At 67.5% G+C, this 14,803-nt stretch carries 11 protein-coding genes; 3 read left to right on the forward strand and 8 right to left on the reverse strand.

Annotation, left to right across the window (positions count from 1 at the left end):
- The first annotated feature begins 232 nt into the window (after nucleotides 1-232).
- A complete protein-coding gene (locus tag ACODS5_RS24055) occupies nucleotides 233-784 on the forward strand; it encodes an isochorismatase family protein (RefSeq protein WP_134694120.1) in 552 nt (183 codons plus the stop codon).
- Complete coding sequence (locus ACODS5_RS24060) at nucleotides 781-1,863, forward strand: DUF1615 domain-containing protein (protein WP_489109835.1); 1,083 nt, start codon at nucleotides 781-783, stop codon at nucleotides 1,861-1,863. Before ACODS5_RS24055 ends, ACODS5_RS24060 begins: the two co-directional genes overlap by 4 nt.
- Before the next feature lie 137 nt (nucleotides 1,864-2,000).
- On the opposite strand, the gene ACODS5_RS24065 is transcribed toward ACODS5_RS24060, so the two are convergent.
- Genes ACODS5_RS24065 through ACODS5_RS24100 form a run of 8 tightly spaced genes read right to left on the reverse strand, consistent with a single transcriptional unit; the run spans nucleotide 2,001 to nucleotide 8,043 of the window.
- The gene (locus tag ACODS5_RS24065; RefSeq protein ID WP_489109830.1) at nucleotides 2,001-2,870 is read right to left on the reverse strand and encodes a metal ABC transporter solute-binding protein, Zn/Mn family; all 870 of its coding nucleotides are present in this window, start codon (nucleotides 2,868-2,870) and stop codon (nucleotides 2,001-2,003) included.
- Nucleotides 2,867-3,766, reverse strand: coding sequence for a metal ABC transporter permease (locus ACODS5_RS24070; RefSeq protein ID WP_134694117.1), 900 nt, complete (start codon nucleotides 3,764-3,766; stop codon nucleotides 2,867-2,869). The genes ACODS5_RS24065 and ACODS5_RS24070 overlap by 4 nt, the downstream gene beginning before the upstream one ends.
- On the reverse strand, nucleotides 3,766-4,512 hold the full coding sequence (locus ACODS5_RS24075) for a metal ABC transporter ATP-binding protein (RefSeq protein ID WP_134694116.1): 747 nt from the start codon (nucleotides 4,510-4,512) through the stop codon (nucleotides 3,766-3,768). The genes ACODS5_RS24070 and ACODS5_RS24075 overlap by 1 nt, the downstream gene beginning before the upstream one ends.
- Complete coding sequence (locus ACODS5_RS24080) at nucleotides 4,509-5,417, reverse strand: metal ABC transporter substrate-binding protein (protein ID WP_134694115.1); 909 nt, start codon at nucleotides 5,415-5,417, stop codon at nucleotides 4,509-4,511. The genes ACODS5_RS24075 and ACODS5_RS24080 overlap by 4 nt, the downstream gene beginning before the upstream one ends.
- Before the next feature lie 10 nt (nucleotides 5,418-5,427).
- Nucleotides 5,428-5,997: a DUF6162 family protein gene (locus ACODS5_RS24085; protein WP_489109831.1), complete on the reverse strand. Its 570-nt coding sequence runs from the start codon at nucleotides 5,995-5,997 to the stop codon at nucleotides 5,428-5,430.
- Nucleotides 5,994-6,311, reverse strand: a complete 318-nt coding sequence (locus ACODS5_RS24090) for a hypothetical protein (RefSeq protein WP_489109832.1) — start codon at nucleotides 6,309-6,311, stop codon at nucleotides 5,994-5,996. Before ACODS5_RS24090 ends, ACODS5_RS24085 begins: the two co-directional genes overlap by 4 nt.
- Nucleotides 6,308-6,847: a thiamine pyrophosphate-binding protein gene (locus ACODS5_RS24095; RefSeq protein ID WP_134694112.1), complete on the reverse strand. Its 540-nt coding sequence runs from the start codon at nucleotides 6,845-6,847 to the stop codon at nucleotides 6,308-6,310. The genes ACODS5_RS24090 and ACODS5_RS24095 overlap by 4 nt, the downstream gene beginning before the upstream one ends.
- Nucleotides 6,844-8,043, reverse strand: a complete 1,200-nt coding sequence (locus ACODS5_RS24100; protein WP_489109833.1) for a PepSY-associated TM helix domain-containing protein — start codon at nucleotides 8,041-8,043, stop codon at nucleotides 6,844-6,846. Before ACODS5_RS24100 ends, ACODS5_RS24095 begins: the two co-directional genes overlap by 4 nt.
- Before the next feature lie 234 nt (nucleotides 8,044-8,277).
- On the opposite strand from ACODS5_RS24100, the gene ACODS5_RS24105 reads away from it, so the two are divergent.
- Nucleotides 8,278-14,803: amino acid adenylation domain-containing protein (locus tag ACODS5_RS24105; protein WP_489109834.1), on the forward strand; the 6,526-nt coding region annotated here is incomplete at its 3' end.

The following is a 14,803-nucleotide window of genomic DNA, read 5'->3' on the forward strand; positions in this document are numbered from 1 at the left end:
GTCAAAGTCAAAGTCAAAGTCAAAGTCAAAGTCAAAGTCAAAGTCAAAGTCAAAGGCGGTCTGCGTCTGTTTTAACAGTTGTAAGCGCATTCATTTGCTATGTCGACGCGCAGTCACCTTTTCACCTTTACGGCGAGTTCCTTTGTCGTGGCGCGCGAGACCGCGCCTCCATTGACGCCAGCCCCCTCCTGGGTAAGGCTAACGCTCCTTTCTCAAGGCAACGAGACCACCCATGCTGATCGATCCCCGTCAGGCCACGCTGCTGGTCGTCGATATCCAGGAAAAACTCATCGGCGCCATGAGCGACCCCGAGGGCACCGCAGCCCGTGCCTGTTGGCTGCTGGCAGCGACCGCCGAGCTGCAACTGCCTACCGTCATCTCCGAGCAATACCCCAAAGGCCTGGGCCACACCCTGGCCGCACTCAAGGCCGCCGCGCCCAGCGCCGAAATCGTCGAAAAACTGCACTTCTCCTGCGTTGCCGCCGAATGCCTGCCAGCCAGCCTGCTGGCCCGTGAGCAGGTGATCGTCTGTGGCATGGAAACCCACGTCTGCGTGTTGCAGACCGTGCTCGGCCTGCTCGCCCTGGGCAAGCAGGTGTTCGTCGTCGAGGATGCCTGCGACAGCCGCAGCGCCGCCAGCAAGGCCGCGGCCCTGGCGCGCATGCGCGATGCCGGCGCCCAGGTAGTGACCCGCGAGATGGTGCTGTTCGAGCTGCTCGGCAGCGCCAGCCACCCGCTGTTCCGCCACATCAGCAAAACCTACCTGGTCGGGGAACAACCCTGAACGGCCGCCTGCTAGTCGCAGGGCTGCTGGGCCTGGGCCTGCTCCAGGGCTGCGCCGGGCGCCATGCAGCGACGCAGGAGAGCGAACCGGCCAAGGTCCGTGCCCAGCTCTTGCGCCTGCTACCGGCCCAGGTCAAGGATCGCGAGGGCTGGGCCACGGATATCCAGGTAGCGTTCCAGGCCCAGGGCATCGCCCCGAGCAAGAGCAACCTGTGCGCGGTGCTGGCCGTGACCGAGCAGGAGTCGACCTTCAACGCCGACCCCCAGGTGCCCAACCTTGGCCGCATCGCCCGCGCGGAAATCGACCGCCGCGCGGCGCGCCTGCATATTCCGAAACTGCTGGTGGACGGTGCCCTGCAAACCCCGTCGAGCAACGGCAAGAGCTACCAGCAACGGCTGCAGGCGGTACGCAGCGAGAAGCAGCTCAGTGCCCTGTACGACGAAGTGATCGGCCGCCTGCCGTTGGGCCGCACGTTGCTGGGCGGGCTCAACCCGGTGCACACAGGCGGGCCGATGCAGGTGAGCATCGACTTTGCCGAGCAGCACACCAAGGGCTACCCCTACGACTACCAAGGAACGGTGCGCCAGGAGGTGTTCAGCCGCCGTGGCGGCCTCTACTTCGGGATCGCCCACCTGCTGGGCTACCCCACTCATTACCCGCGCCAGCTGTACCGCTTCGCCGATTTCAACGCCGGTTGGTACGCCAGCCGCAACGCCGCGTTCCAGGCCGCGCTGAGCCGCGTGAGCGGCGCGCCGCTGGCGCTCGATGGCGACCTGATTGCCCCGGGCGCGATCATGCCCGGCACCACCGAACGTGCCGCGCGCAAGCTCGGGCCGCGGTTGCGGCTGCGCAATCCGCAGATCCGTGCGCAGTTGGAGCAGGAGGGCAGCCTGGATCTGGAACGGACCGAGCTGTATCGCGGCGTGTTCTCCCTGGCCGAGGCCAAGGCCGGCAAGGCGTTGCCGCGCGCGGTATTGCCGGGCATCGAGCTGAAGAGCCCGAAGATCACCCGCAAGCTGACCACGGCGTGGTTTGCCGGCAGGGTGGATGAGCGCTATCAGCGCTGCATGAAGCGTTGAGGGGCATGCCGGGGGGGTTGAAAGGGCGCGATCCCCGCGCCGCCTGGTTCGCCAGCAAGGCTGGCTCCTACAGGAGGTTGAGGCCTGCGCGTACCCTGTAGGAGCCAGCCTTGCTGGCGAATGAGCCGCGCAGCGGCTCAGCCCTGGACAAGGGCCTGGATCACCTGCTCGACGCTGGCCTTGAGCCCGGCCACGGTATCTTCCGGGTCGCTCTCCAGCACCAGCAGCTTGGCCCCCGCCGCGGCGATCACCGCGGCGACCTTGGCCGGCGGCTGGCGATGGTGCAGCACCAGCGCCACGTCCTGGCCCTTTAGGTTGGCGCCCAGCGCATCGAGCGCTGCCTGATCCCATTGTTCGTCGGCCAGCACTGGCTGCTCGACCACATCCAGGTTGAGTCCGCTGGCCAGGTAGCCCAAGCGTTCGGACAGGCTCACCACGCTCAGGTTGTCGACCTCGGCCAGTTGGCCCTGGCTGCTGGCGGTCAACTCCAGCATCTGCCGCTTGAGCCCGGCAAGGTTGGCCTGGATCTTGGCCTTGTCCGCCGGTGCCAGACGCTCGAGGTCGTTGGCCACGACATCGGCCATGCGCCCGAGGTTGCTCGGGTTGAGCCAGGGGTAGCTGGCGAAGGCCTCGTCACCCCTGACCGCGATCCCCGGCAGGGCGCCGTCCACCGGGCGCGCGGCGTCGATCTCGACGATGCGGATATTGCTGCGCCGGGCCATCGGGTACAGCGGGTCGTCGCGCCAGATCGAACGCACGCCGATCACCGCGTCGGCCCGTTGCGCGACCTTGTGCAGGCTGGCGCCGCCTCGGCCGCCGAAATATGACGGCTGGCGACTGGCCGGCAGGTTGGCCGGGGCAGCGCGCTCGAGCTGCACCGAGGTGCCAGCGAGCAGGGCGCTGGCCAGGCTGTGGGTCACCGGCAGGGTGGTCAGCACTTGGGTGGCGTTGGCCAGCAGCGGCAAGCCGGCCAGGGCCAGGGCGAAGGTGAGCTTTTTCAGGGTCATGCCGGGTTTCCTTGCAGGCGGGGTACGAGGGCGCGGGCCAGGGCGGCGAGGGCGAAGCAGATCCCGGCGACCAGGATGATCGCCGCGCCCGAGGGCACCGGCAGGTCGAAGACGATCGGCAAGAGGATGCCGAGCAGGGTGCTCAGGGTGGCGATGGCCACCGATACGAAGAAAAAGCCCTTGAGCGACTGGCTGACCAGCCGCGCCGCCGCCGCCGGGATCACCAGCAGGGCGCCGACCAGGATCGCCCCGATCACCTTTACCGAGGCCACGGTGACCAAGGTCACCAGCACCACGAACAGGTAGTCCAGGGTCTTCACCGCCACCCCGCGCACCGCCGCCAACTGCGGGTTGAAGCTGGCCAGCATGATGCGGTTGTACAGCGGCAGGGCCAGGGCCAGCACCAGCACCGCGACGATGCCCAGCACCAGCAAGTCCTGGGCGCTGACGGTGAGCACCGAACCGAACAGCACGTTCTCGAGGATGTGCACGTTGATCTTGCCGGCCAGCATCAGCAGCAGGCTCGCGCCCAGTGCCAGGGACACCGAGAGGAACACGCCGATCAGGGTGTCCGGCGACAGGCCGGTGCGGTTGCGCAGGAAGTTGAGCAGGATGCCGAACAGCAGGCAGTAGCCGAACAGGCTGCCGTAGGGGCCGGTGTAGGGTTCGCCGAGCAGGATGCCGATGGCCACGCCGGTCAGCGCGGCATGGCCGACCGCCTCGGAGAAGAAGGCGAAGCGCTTGACCACCACCAGGGTGCCCAGGCCGCCCAGCACCGGGCCGATCATCAAGCCGGCGAGCAGGGCGTTGACCACGAAGCCGTAGGCCAGGGCCTCCGGCAGAAAGCCTGCATTGGCCCATTCCTGGACCAGTTGGCGGAAGGATTCGAAACTCATCAGGCAAGGCTCTCGCTGCGCGGGTGAACGGAGAACAGCCCGAGCAGGCGCTCGGGAGTCAGGGCCTCGGCGGGCGGGGCGTCGAACAGCACCTGGCGGTTCAGCCCGGTGACCCGGTCGGCCAGGCGCAGCACCGCTTCCAGGTCGTGCTCGATCCACAGCACGGTGGTGCCGGCCTGGCGCCAGCTGTGCAGCAGTTGTTCGAACACCTGGATACCGGCTTCGTCCAGGGCCGACATCGGCTCGTCCAGCACCAGCAACTGCGGCTCGGGGATCAGACCCTGGGCCAGCAGCACCCGTTGCCGCTCGCCGCCGGACAGCGCGCCCATGCGCCGCTTGCGCTTGTCGAGCATGCCCACCCGCGCCAGCGCCGTGTCGATCGCCGGGCGGACATTGCGCGACAGGCCGAGGAACGCCGGGCGGCGCTGGCACATGGCGGCCATGAAGTCATCGACCGTCATCGGCAGGCCGCGGTCGAACTCCAGGGCCTGGGGCACATAGCCGATTACCTCGCGCGCGCTCGGCCAGTGCAGGGTCAACTGGCCCTGGTGGGGCATTTGCCCGAGCAGGGTCTTGATCAGCGAGCTCTTGCCGCCGCCGTTCGGGCCGACGATGGCGTGCACGCTGCCGGGGGCGACGTCGAAGCGCACGTTTTGCAGAATGCGCGTACGGCCCAGGGTGAGGTCGATGCCGTCGAACGCGATGCGCGGCCCGTGGGGCACGGCGAGGTTGGCGGCGGCGGTCACGCGCGGTTCTCCTGGATGGCGCGGACCACGGTGTCGAGGTTGCGCTTCATTTCCACCTCGTACTTGTCCTTGGTGTATTCGCCGTAGGAGATGTGGGTCAGCGGATAGATGCGCACGCCGGACTCGCGGTGGATGGTGTCGACGTAGGCCGAGGGGAAGTCCATTTCCGAGAAGATCACCTTCACATCCAGCGCCTTGAGCTGGTCGATGGTTTTCTTCAGCTGCGCCGGGCTCGGCTCGATGCCGTGGGCCGGCTCGACCACCGCGGTGACTTCCAGGCCGAAGTCGCGTACCAGGTAGTCGTAGGCGGCGTGGATGGTGGCCACGCGGAAGGTGGCGTCCGGCGCCTGGGTGACCTTGGCCAGCGCCTCGGCGCGCAGCGCGCGCAGGCGCTTGGCGTAGGCGCGGGCGTTCTGCTGGTAGAGCTTGGCGTTGTCCGGGTCGAGCTTGCCCAGCTCGCGGGCGATGTTGTTGACCTGGGCGATGGTCGCGCTGATCGACAGGAAGGTGTGCGGGTTGACCACCTTGCCGGCGCCGCGGGCGGCGATGCCGGTGGCGGCCAGCAGCGGCACGTTGGCGTTGGACTCGATGGTCTTGATGCCAGGCTTTTCGCTGGCGGCGATCATGCGGTCGGCGAAGTCGTCGTGGCCGACGCCGTTGAGCACGATCACATCCAGCGTGCCGATGCGCTTGATGTCTTCGGCGCGCGGCTCGTAGGCGTGGGGGTTGAAGCCGGCCGGAATCAGCGGCACCACTTCGGCCTTGTCACCGACGATGTTGCTCACGTAGCTGTAGTAGGGGTGCAGGGTGATGCCGATGCGCAGCGGCTTGCCGTCGCCGGCGAACGTCAGGGCGGGCAGGGTGCTGGCCAGAAGCAGCGCCAGGGCGCGGGCGAAGCGGAGCATGGGCGGATCCTTAATGACGGTGTTGGCGGGTGACCCCGGCGTCGTAGTGGGTGACGATCTGCTGCCAGCCGGCGGCGATCAGCGTGTCGTTGTCCAGTGCGTCCGGCGCCATCGCGGCGCTGTCGCGGCGCAGCCAGATGTCGGCCTGGGCATCGGCGGCGACTGGCACGATCACCAGGAAGCTGCCGGCGACCTGCGGATCCTGGGTGCGCCCCAGGTAAGCCCCGTTCTCGAGCCGCGACCACTGGTGGCCGCCGCGACTCTGGCTGCTTGCATCGGCGACGAAGGGTGGCAGGCCTTCTTCGGCCAGGGCCTGTGCATCAGGTGCTTCGCCGCTCTCCTCGCGCAGGGCGCGGATTTCGTCGGCGGCCACCCACAGGTCGGTATGAATGCCTTGCTCGGCGCCGTTGAGGTCACGCCGGGCGTCCAACTGGTGGGCGGCGATGCTCACCTCGTCCTGGCGTTCGCCGCGCAAGCCCACCACGCCGGCCGCCAGCAGCACGATCAGCGCGGCGGCCAGCAACACATAGAGGGTTTCATGCCCGGCGCCGGCCGGGCGCACGACCTGGGCGCGGCTCATGGCGCACCGATGTCGGCGTGGTCGACTTCCACCACATGGCCGGGGCCGGCGTCGAACAGCACATAGAACTCGCCGTCCGGACGCTTGAAGGTCAGGGTCGAGTCCTCGCCGAGCTTGCTCGCCAGCAGCACTTGCTCGTCGTAGCCGATCACGTCCAGGGTCACCCCTGGCGCGCCGCTGCCGTCGGAAAAGCCGCCCTTGCAGGTGACCTGCTCGCCGGCTTCGGTGCATTCGCACATCGGGTTGTGCGCCAGCGCCGGGGTGGCGGCCAGGGCCAAGAGGGGCAGGGCGAGCCTGCGCATCAGTTGCTTCATTTCTTGCCTCCTTGTTTGGCGAGCCAGGCTGCGGTGGCCGGCGACGCCTTGGCCAGCGGCACCGAGGCCTGGTACATCTTGCCGTCCCAGCCTTCGATGGTGATCCAGATGTCAGCATCGGGCTGGGTGCGGGGGGGGATGGGCAGCGAGGTACCCATGCGCGCGGGCGCGCCAAAGAAGATCGTGCCTGCCGCGCGCAAGCTGCGTGGCTTGCCGATGCGCAGGTAGATGGCCTTGACGCCTTCGGTGCAGGTCGGGCACAGCGCCGCGTTGAAACTCTTGAAGTGGCCGGCCGGGCCATCGGCACGGGGCGGTTCGTCGAACAGTTCGGCCAGGTCCAGGCTCCAGCGCCCGACCTGGATGCCCTTGATAGGGTTGGCGCCCAGGCCGCTGTCGCCGCGGAACAGGCTGGCGTCGGCGAAGTACTTGGGCATGAACCCCAGGGGGATGAGGATCAGCAGGATATTCAGGTGGAAGCGCCATTTCAGCCACCACTGCTTGAGGCCGCCCTGCGGCACTGCATTTGCCTGGCTCATGGCTGGGCCTCCACGGGTTTTTCACTGGCTGGCTGGCGCACCCGCGCCGGACGCTCGGCACGTTTGAGGGCGGCGGCGGTGGCCTGGGCGGTGCGCTTGCTCCAGATCAGCAGGCCGCTGAACACCATCAGGGTCAATACCAGGCCGAAGAAGAACCAGATCAGCTTGATCGCCAGGCCGCCGAAGTCGCCGGTGTGCAGCGGGCGCATGGATTCGGTGACGAACTCCAGGGCCGAGCGGTCGCCGAGCAGGAACTGGCTGTCGACAGCGCGGGTGTAGGGGTTGACCTCGGCGGTCTGGAACATCAGCGGATACCAGCCGCGTCCGCCCATGCTGTAGTGGCTGTAGGCGGTGGCGGGCAGCGAGATGAAGCTCACGTCCAGGCCCGGGATAGTCGCGGTGGCGATCCGCGCCGCTTCGTCCAGGTCGATGCGCGGCGCCGGGCTGCCGTCGGCGGTCTGTGGCACCTGCTCGCGGGCGATCACCGGCACGATCGGTTCGCTGGAAATGGTCACGTGGTTGTCGCCAAGGATCGCCTGGATCAGGAACCAGGTGCCGGTGATCGAGATCACCGCGATGAACCAGATCGACCAGACTCCCGCCAGACGATGCAGGTCACCCCAGAAGATCCGCGAACCATGGCCGGTGCGCACCGGCTTGAAGAAACCGCGCCAGAATTTCTTGTACACCACCAGCCCGGTGACCAGCGAGGCCAGCATCGGCAGGCCGAGCAGCGACACCAGGTACCAGCCCCAGCTGTAGCCGTTGGTGAAGGGCACCAGCCACCAGCCGTGCAGGGCGCGGGTGAAGGCCTCGAAGTCGAAGTCGGGGCGCTGGCCCTGGATGGCGCCGGTGTAGGGGTTCACATAAAGCAGCGAACTGGTGCCGTCGGGGCGGACCACCGAGGCCTGCAGGGCGAAGTGCGAGCCATCCGGCTGACTGAGGAAGCGTACGGCCAGATCCGGTTCGGCCTTGTGCATGTTCTCGAGCACCTGCTGGAAACTCAGGCGCTCGGCGTCGCCGTCGGGCTTGCTGGCGCGCACATCGGCGTTGGCCAGCCAGACGATTTCCTGGCTGACCACCGCGAGCATGCCGGTGAAGCAGACGATCAGGACGAAAAACCAGATCGGCAGGGCGAGCCAGCTGTGGACCAGGAACCACAGCTTGGAATTGGATTTTTTCGGTTGTCGGGCCATCAGTCGGTCTTCTGCTGGAAAAGTGCGGTCGAGTCTCGGCTCAACCTCGAGGGCTGCACTTAATAAGACGAATGAGAATGAGAAACCTGCGAGGCCAAATGAAAGAAAATGTTTCAGGGGCGGCCGAGGCAGACGCGACGGGTGCTGCGCGGCATTAATTTTTCCCACTTTGTATCCGTTTCGTAGGGATAGCCGGGCACTGCCCGTGGTAACCACTCGTACGGAAGCAACCTGATGAATGCCGAGAAGTCCCTGCAACTGGCCCGCCGTTTCATCGAACTGCCGCTGGAAAAGCGCCGTGTGTTCCTTGAAATGCTGGGCAAGGAAGGCATCGACTTTTCCCAGTTGCCGATCCCGGCCGCGGTGGCCGCGGAGGATCGGGCGGTGCCTTCCTACGCGCAGCGGCGCATGTGGTTCCTGTGGCAGATGGACAGCCAGAGCGGTGCCTACAACCTGCCAATGGCCGTGCGCCTGCGCGGCCCGGTGCAAATCGAGGCATTGCGCCAGGCGTTTGGCGATCTGGTCGCGCGCCACGAAACCCTGCGCACGGTATTCCTTCATCAGGCCGACGACAGCCTGGTCCAGGCGCCGCTGGCGCGCGAGATCGAGGTGGAGACCCTCGACCTGAGCGCGTTGCCCGAAGCCGAGCGCGAGGCGCGCGTGCGCGAAGAAGCGACGCTGCAGTCCGAGCATGCCTTCGACCTGGAGCGTGGCCCGTTGCTGCGCGTGCGGCTGGTGCGGCTGGCGGCCCAGGAGCATGTGCTGCTGCTGACCTTGCATCACATCGTCGCCGATGGTTGGTCGATGAGCGTGCTGATCGACGAGTTTCGCCGCTTCTACCTGGCGCGCAGCCAGGGGCGGCAGGCCGATCTGCCGGCGCTGCCGATCCAGTACAGCGACTATGCGCTGTGGCAGCGACGCTGGTTGGAGGCCGGCGAGCAGCAGCGCCAGCTGGACTATTGGCTGGCCCACCTGGGCCAGGAGCACCCGCTGATCGAGCTGCCGGCGGATCGCCCGCGGCCGTTGCTGCCCAGCTATGACGGACGGCGGGTCGAGCTGACCCTCGATGGTGAGCTGGCCGGGCAGCTCAAGGCCCTGGCGCGCCAGCACAACATGACGTTGTTCATGGTGTTGCTGGGAGCCTTTGCCATGCTGTTGCAGCGCTACACCGGGCAGGACGAACTGCGTATCGGCGTGCCTGTCGCCAATCGCAACCGCAACGAGACCGAAGGGCTGATCGGCTTCTTCGTCAATACCCAGGTACTGCGCCTGGCCTTCGATGGCCAGGCCAGCGCCGCGCAGGTACTGGATCAGGTGCGCCAGGCCGCGCTCGGCGCCCAGGCCCACCAGGACCTGCCGTTCGAGCAGTTGGTGGAGGCCTTGCGCCTGGAGCGCAGCCTCAGCCATAACCCGCTGTTCCAGGTGATGTACAACCACCAGGCGGATGTCGCCGATATCACCACGCTGTCGCTCGACGGCGGGCTGAGCCTCGATGTGCTCGACTGGCAGAGCCGCAATACCCAGTTCGACCTGAGTCTGGACACCCATGAAAAGGCCGGCGTGCTGCACGCCACCTTCACCTACGCCACCGACCTGTTCGATGCGCCGCGTATCGAGCGCCTGGCCGGTCACTGGCAGGCGCTGCTCGGTGCCTTGGTCGAGAATGCCGGACGCCGCGTTGGTGACCTGCCGCTGTTGGCCAGCGACGAGCGCCAGCGCTTGCTGGAGCAGTGGGGCAACGCGGCGGTCGAGTACCCCAGCGAGCTGTGTGTTCAGCAACTGTTCGCGCAATGCGTCGAGCGCACGCCGCAAGCGCCGGCGCTGCTGTTCGAGACGCGGCAACTGAGCTACCGCGAGCTCGATGAGCGCGCCAATCGCCTGGCCCGCCACTTGATCAGCCTGGGCGTAGGCCCCGAGGTGCTGGTGGGAGTGGCGCTGGAGCGCGGCCTGGACATGGTGGTGGCGATCCTGGCCGTGCTCAAGGCCGGTGGCGGCTACGTGCCGTTGGATCCGCAATACCCCCGTGATCGTCTGTTGTGCATGATCGAGGACAGCGGCAGCCGCTTGCTGCTGAGTCAGGCCAGCCTGCGCGAGACCCTGGCGGTGGCCGGTGTGCGCACGGTCTGCCTGGACCAGGACCAGGCGTGGGCCGGGCAGGACGCTTCGCCCCTGGCCAATCGCAGCCACCCCGACAACCTGGCCTACGTGATGTTCACCTCGGGCTCCACCGGGCGGCCCAAAGGCGTGGGCATCAGCCACCGCGCCTTGAGCCGGCATGCCCATGTGTCGCTGGCCTTCTTCGGCCTGAGCAGTCGCGACCGGGTGTTGCAGTTCGCCACCTTCAACTTCGACGGCTTCGTCGAGCAGCTCTACCCCGCGTTGATCTGTGGTGCGTCGGTGGTGCTGCGCGGCAACACCATCTGGGACAGCGAGACCTTCTACCAGCAGCTGGTCAGCCAGCGCATCAGCGTGGTCGACCTGACCACCGCCTACTGGAACATGCTGGCCAAGGAGTTCGCTGCCATCGGCCCGCGTGACTACGCCGCGCTGCGCCAGGTGCACAGCGGCGGCGAAGCCATGCCGCCGGAGGGCTTGCTGGCCTGGCGCAAGGCCGGCTTGGGCCATGTGCGTCTGCTCAATACCTATGGCCCGACCGAGGCCACGGTGACCGCCACCACCCTGGACTGCGGCGCCTATGTGCGGGGCGAGCGGGCCATTCCCCTGACCTTGCCCATTGGCCGGGCGCTGCCGGGCCGCCGCCTGTATGTGCTGGACAGCAACGGCGGCCTGGCACCGACCGGCGTCACCGGCGAGCTGGTGATCGGCGGCGAGCTGCTGGCGCGTGGCTACTTTGGCCGCCCGGGCCTTACCGCCGAGCGTTTCCTGCCCGATCCCAACGGCGCGCCGGGCGCGCGTCAATACCGCACGGGCGACCTGGCCCGCTTCAACGACGAGGGCATCCTCGACTACACCGGGCGAATCGACCACCAGGTGAAGATCCGTGGTTTTCGCATCGAGCTGGGTGAGATCGAGGCGCGTCTGCTGGAGCACGAGGGTGTGGGCGATGCCAGTGTCCAGGCGTTGCCGGGCGTCAGTGGGCTGCAGTTGGTGGGCTATGTGGTGCCCGCCGACAGCCGTCTGCTGGACGACCCTGAGGCGGCGGCCCTCGGGCGTGAAGCCTGGCGCGAGGCCTTGCAGGCCTGCCTGCCCGAGTACATGGTGCCGGCGCAGTGGGTGCTGTTGGCCAAGTTGCCGCTCAGCCCCAACGGCAAGCTTGACCGCAAGGCCTTGCCGGCGCCGGATGCACAGCAGCGTCAGCTCGGCGCGGCGCCCCAGGGGCCGGTGGAAAGCAGCATCGCGGCAATCTGGCAGGCACTGCTGAATGTCGAGCAGGTTGGCCGCGACGACAACTTCTTCGAGTTGGGGGGCGATTCGATCGTCTCGATCCAGGTGGTCAGCCGTGCCCGCCAGCTGGGGCTGGGCCTGAGTCCGCGCGACCTGTTCCTGCACCAGACCGTGCGCGGCCTGGCCCAGGCGGCGCGCCAGAGCACAGCGCTGGCGATCGAGCAGGGGCCGCTCAGTGGCCCGCTGAGTCTTTTGCCGATCCAGCTGGATTTCCTGCGCCGCGAGCTGCCGGATGCCCATCACTGGAACCAGGCCGTGCTGCTCAAGAGTGCTGCCACGCTGCAGGACGCGCCGCTGCGTGGCGCCTTGCAGGTCTTGTGGCGGCACCATGATGCCTTGCGTGCGCGGGTGCGTCGCGCCGACGCGGGCTGGGCCTGCGAAATGGGTGGCGCCGAGCAGGCCCCCGACGACTTGCTGTGGCAGGTGACGGTCAGCGATGTCGAGGCGCTGCCTGCCCTTTATACCCAAGCCCAGGCCAGCCTGGTGCTGGAGCAGGGGCCGCTGCTGCGTGCGCTGCTGGCGACCTTGCCAGATGGCAGCCAGCGCCTGTTGCTGGTTGTGCACCACCTGGTGGTCGATGGGGTGTCCTGGCGCATCCTCCTGGAAGACCTGCTCAGCGCCTACCAGCAACTGTGCGACGGCCGCCAACCGCAGTTGCCGGCCAAGACCAGCGCCTTCGCCACCTGGAGCGCCAGGTTGGTCGAGCAGGCCGGCAGCCCTCAGCGCCTGGCCGAATTGCCCTATTGGCAGGCGCAGCTGGCGGCCGTCCGCGACCTGCCGTGCGAGCGCCCGCAGGGCAGCCTGGCCAGCCGTCACGCCCAAGTGTTGCGCAGCCGTTTCGATACGCGCCTGACCCAGCAGTTGCTGCAGCAGGCCAATGCCGCCTACCGCACCGGCGTCAACGACCTGCTGCTGGCGGCGCTGGCCTGGGTGGTGCGCGACTGGAGCGCGCAGGCCGATTGCGTGGTGGCCCTCGAGGGGCATGGCCGCGAAAGCCTGTTCGATGACCTCGATCTGACCCGCACGGTTGGCTGGTTCACCAGCCAGTACCCGCTGCGCCTGAGCGCGGCGGCGTCGCTGGGCGAAACCCTCAAGCAGGTCAAGGAGCAGGTGCGCGGCGTGCCCGGCAAAGGCCTGGGCTATGGCCTGCTGCGCCAGTACGGCGATGACGCGCTGCGGGCATTGCCCGAGCCGCGCATCACCTTCAACTACCTCGGCCAGTTCGACGCCAGTTTCGATGAGCACGCCTTGCTGCGCCCGGCGCTGGAGCCGGCCGGCGCCGAGCAGTCCGAGGACGCGCCGCTGGACAACTGGCTGAGTGTCGAAGGCCAGGTCTATGGCGGCGAGCTGGAGATGCGCTGGACCTTCAGCCAGGCGATGTTCGACAGCGCCACCGTCGAACATCTGGTTGCGGCCTACCAGCGAGCGCTGGGTGATCTGCTCGCCCATTGCTGCGACCCGCAGACCGCTGGGGTCACCCCGTCGGACTTCCCCCTGGCCAACCTCGACCAGGCCAGCCTCGATGGCCTGCCGCTGCCGGCCGCGCTGATCGAGGATATCTATCCGCTGGGCCCCATGCAGCAGGGCATGCTGTTCCACGCCCTGCACACGCCTGGTCAGGGCACTTACATCAACCAGCTGGTGGTGGATATCGACGGGCTCGATGTGCCGCGCTTCCAGGCGGCCTGGCAGGCGCTGATCGATGCCCATCCGGTACTGCGCAGTGGTTTCGTCTGGCAGCAGGCCGGCGTGGCCCCGTTGCAACTGGTGCAGCGCCAGGTGGCGCTGGATTTCGTCGAGCATGACTGGCGCGGCAAGGACACCGCGCAGGCCCTGGACGCATTCGCCGCCCAGGACCGCAAGCACGACTTCGACCTGCAGCGCCCTGGGCTGCTGCGCCTGGCATTGATCCGCACCGGCGAGCAGCGCCACCGCCTGCTGTTCACCCATCATCACATCCTCATGGATGGTTGGAGCTGCGCGCAGCTGTTTGGCCAGGTGCTGCAGGCCTATGCCGGCGAGCCGCCAGTGGTGGTGGGGCGCTTCAGCGATTACGTGCAGTGGCTGGCCGAACGTGATGGCGCGGCGACTGAAGCGTTCTGGCGCGCGCAGTTGGCGCCACTGGACGGCCCGACCCTGTTGCAGCCGCTGCTGGGCGCGTCGTTCGACGACAGCACCGCGCACCGTATTCACCACAGCACCCTGGATGCTGGCCTGTCGCAACGCCTGACACAGTTCGCCCGGCAGCAGAAGATCACCCTCAATACCCTGTTCCAGGGCGCCTGGGCGCTGCTGTTGCAACGCTACAGCGGCAGTGACAGCGTGGTCTTCGGCTGCACCGTGGCCGGCCGCCCCGCCGAACTGGTGGGGATCGAGGAACAGCTGGGGCTGTTCATCAACACCTTGCCGCTGGTGGTCAGTGCCCGTGCGGAACAACCACTCGGGGCCTGGCTGCAAGCCTTGCAAGCCCAAGGGTTGGCCCTGCGCGACCACGAACATACGCCGCTGTATGAGGTGCAGGGCTGGGCCGGGCGCAGTGGCGAGGCGCTGTTCGACAATATCCTGGTATTCGAGAACTTCCCGGTGGCCCAGGCCCTGGCGCAGGGCGCGGTGCCGGGCCTGGTGTTCGGCGAGGCGGCGCAGCACGACCAGACCAGCTATCCGCTGACCCTCGGCGTGACCCTGGGCGAGCAACTGCAACTGCACTACAACCATGCGCTGGATGCCTTCAGCCCGGCGGCCATTGCCCGGATCGACGGGCATCTGTTGCAACTGCTGGCGCAGATCTGTACGTCGGCCGAGCGCCTGCTGGGCGAGTTGACGATTGGTGACGCCCAGGAGCGGGCGTTGTTGAGGGCGCTCAATGACACCGCCGTCGACTACCCGCTGGAGCGCTCGATCCAGCAACTGATCGAAGCCCAGGTGGACCGCGCGCCAGAGGCCGAGGCCCTGGTGTTCGGCGATACCCGCCTGAGCTACGCCCAGTTGGATACCCGCGCCAACCAGCTGGCCCGTCACTTGATGGCGCAGGGCGTCGGCCCGGACGTGCTGGTCGGGATCGCGGCCGAGCGCAGTATCGAAATGGTGGTCGGCCTGCTGGCGATCCTCAAGGCCGGTGGCGCCTACGTGCCGCTGGACCCTGAGTACCCGGCGGAGCGCCTGAGCTACATGTTCGAGGACAGCGGCATCCAGTTGCTGCTGACCCAAAGCCATCTGCAACTGCCGTTGCCGCAGGGCCTGAGCGTGCTGCACCTGGATACACTGGCCCTGGACCACTATGACGACAGCCGTCCAGACGTGGCCGTGAGCCCGGAAAACCTGGCCTACGTGATCTACACCTCGGGTTCGACCGGCA

It is taken from the genome of Pseudomonas sp. FG47 (genome assembly GCF_057809115.1).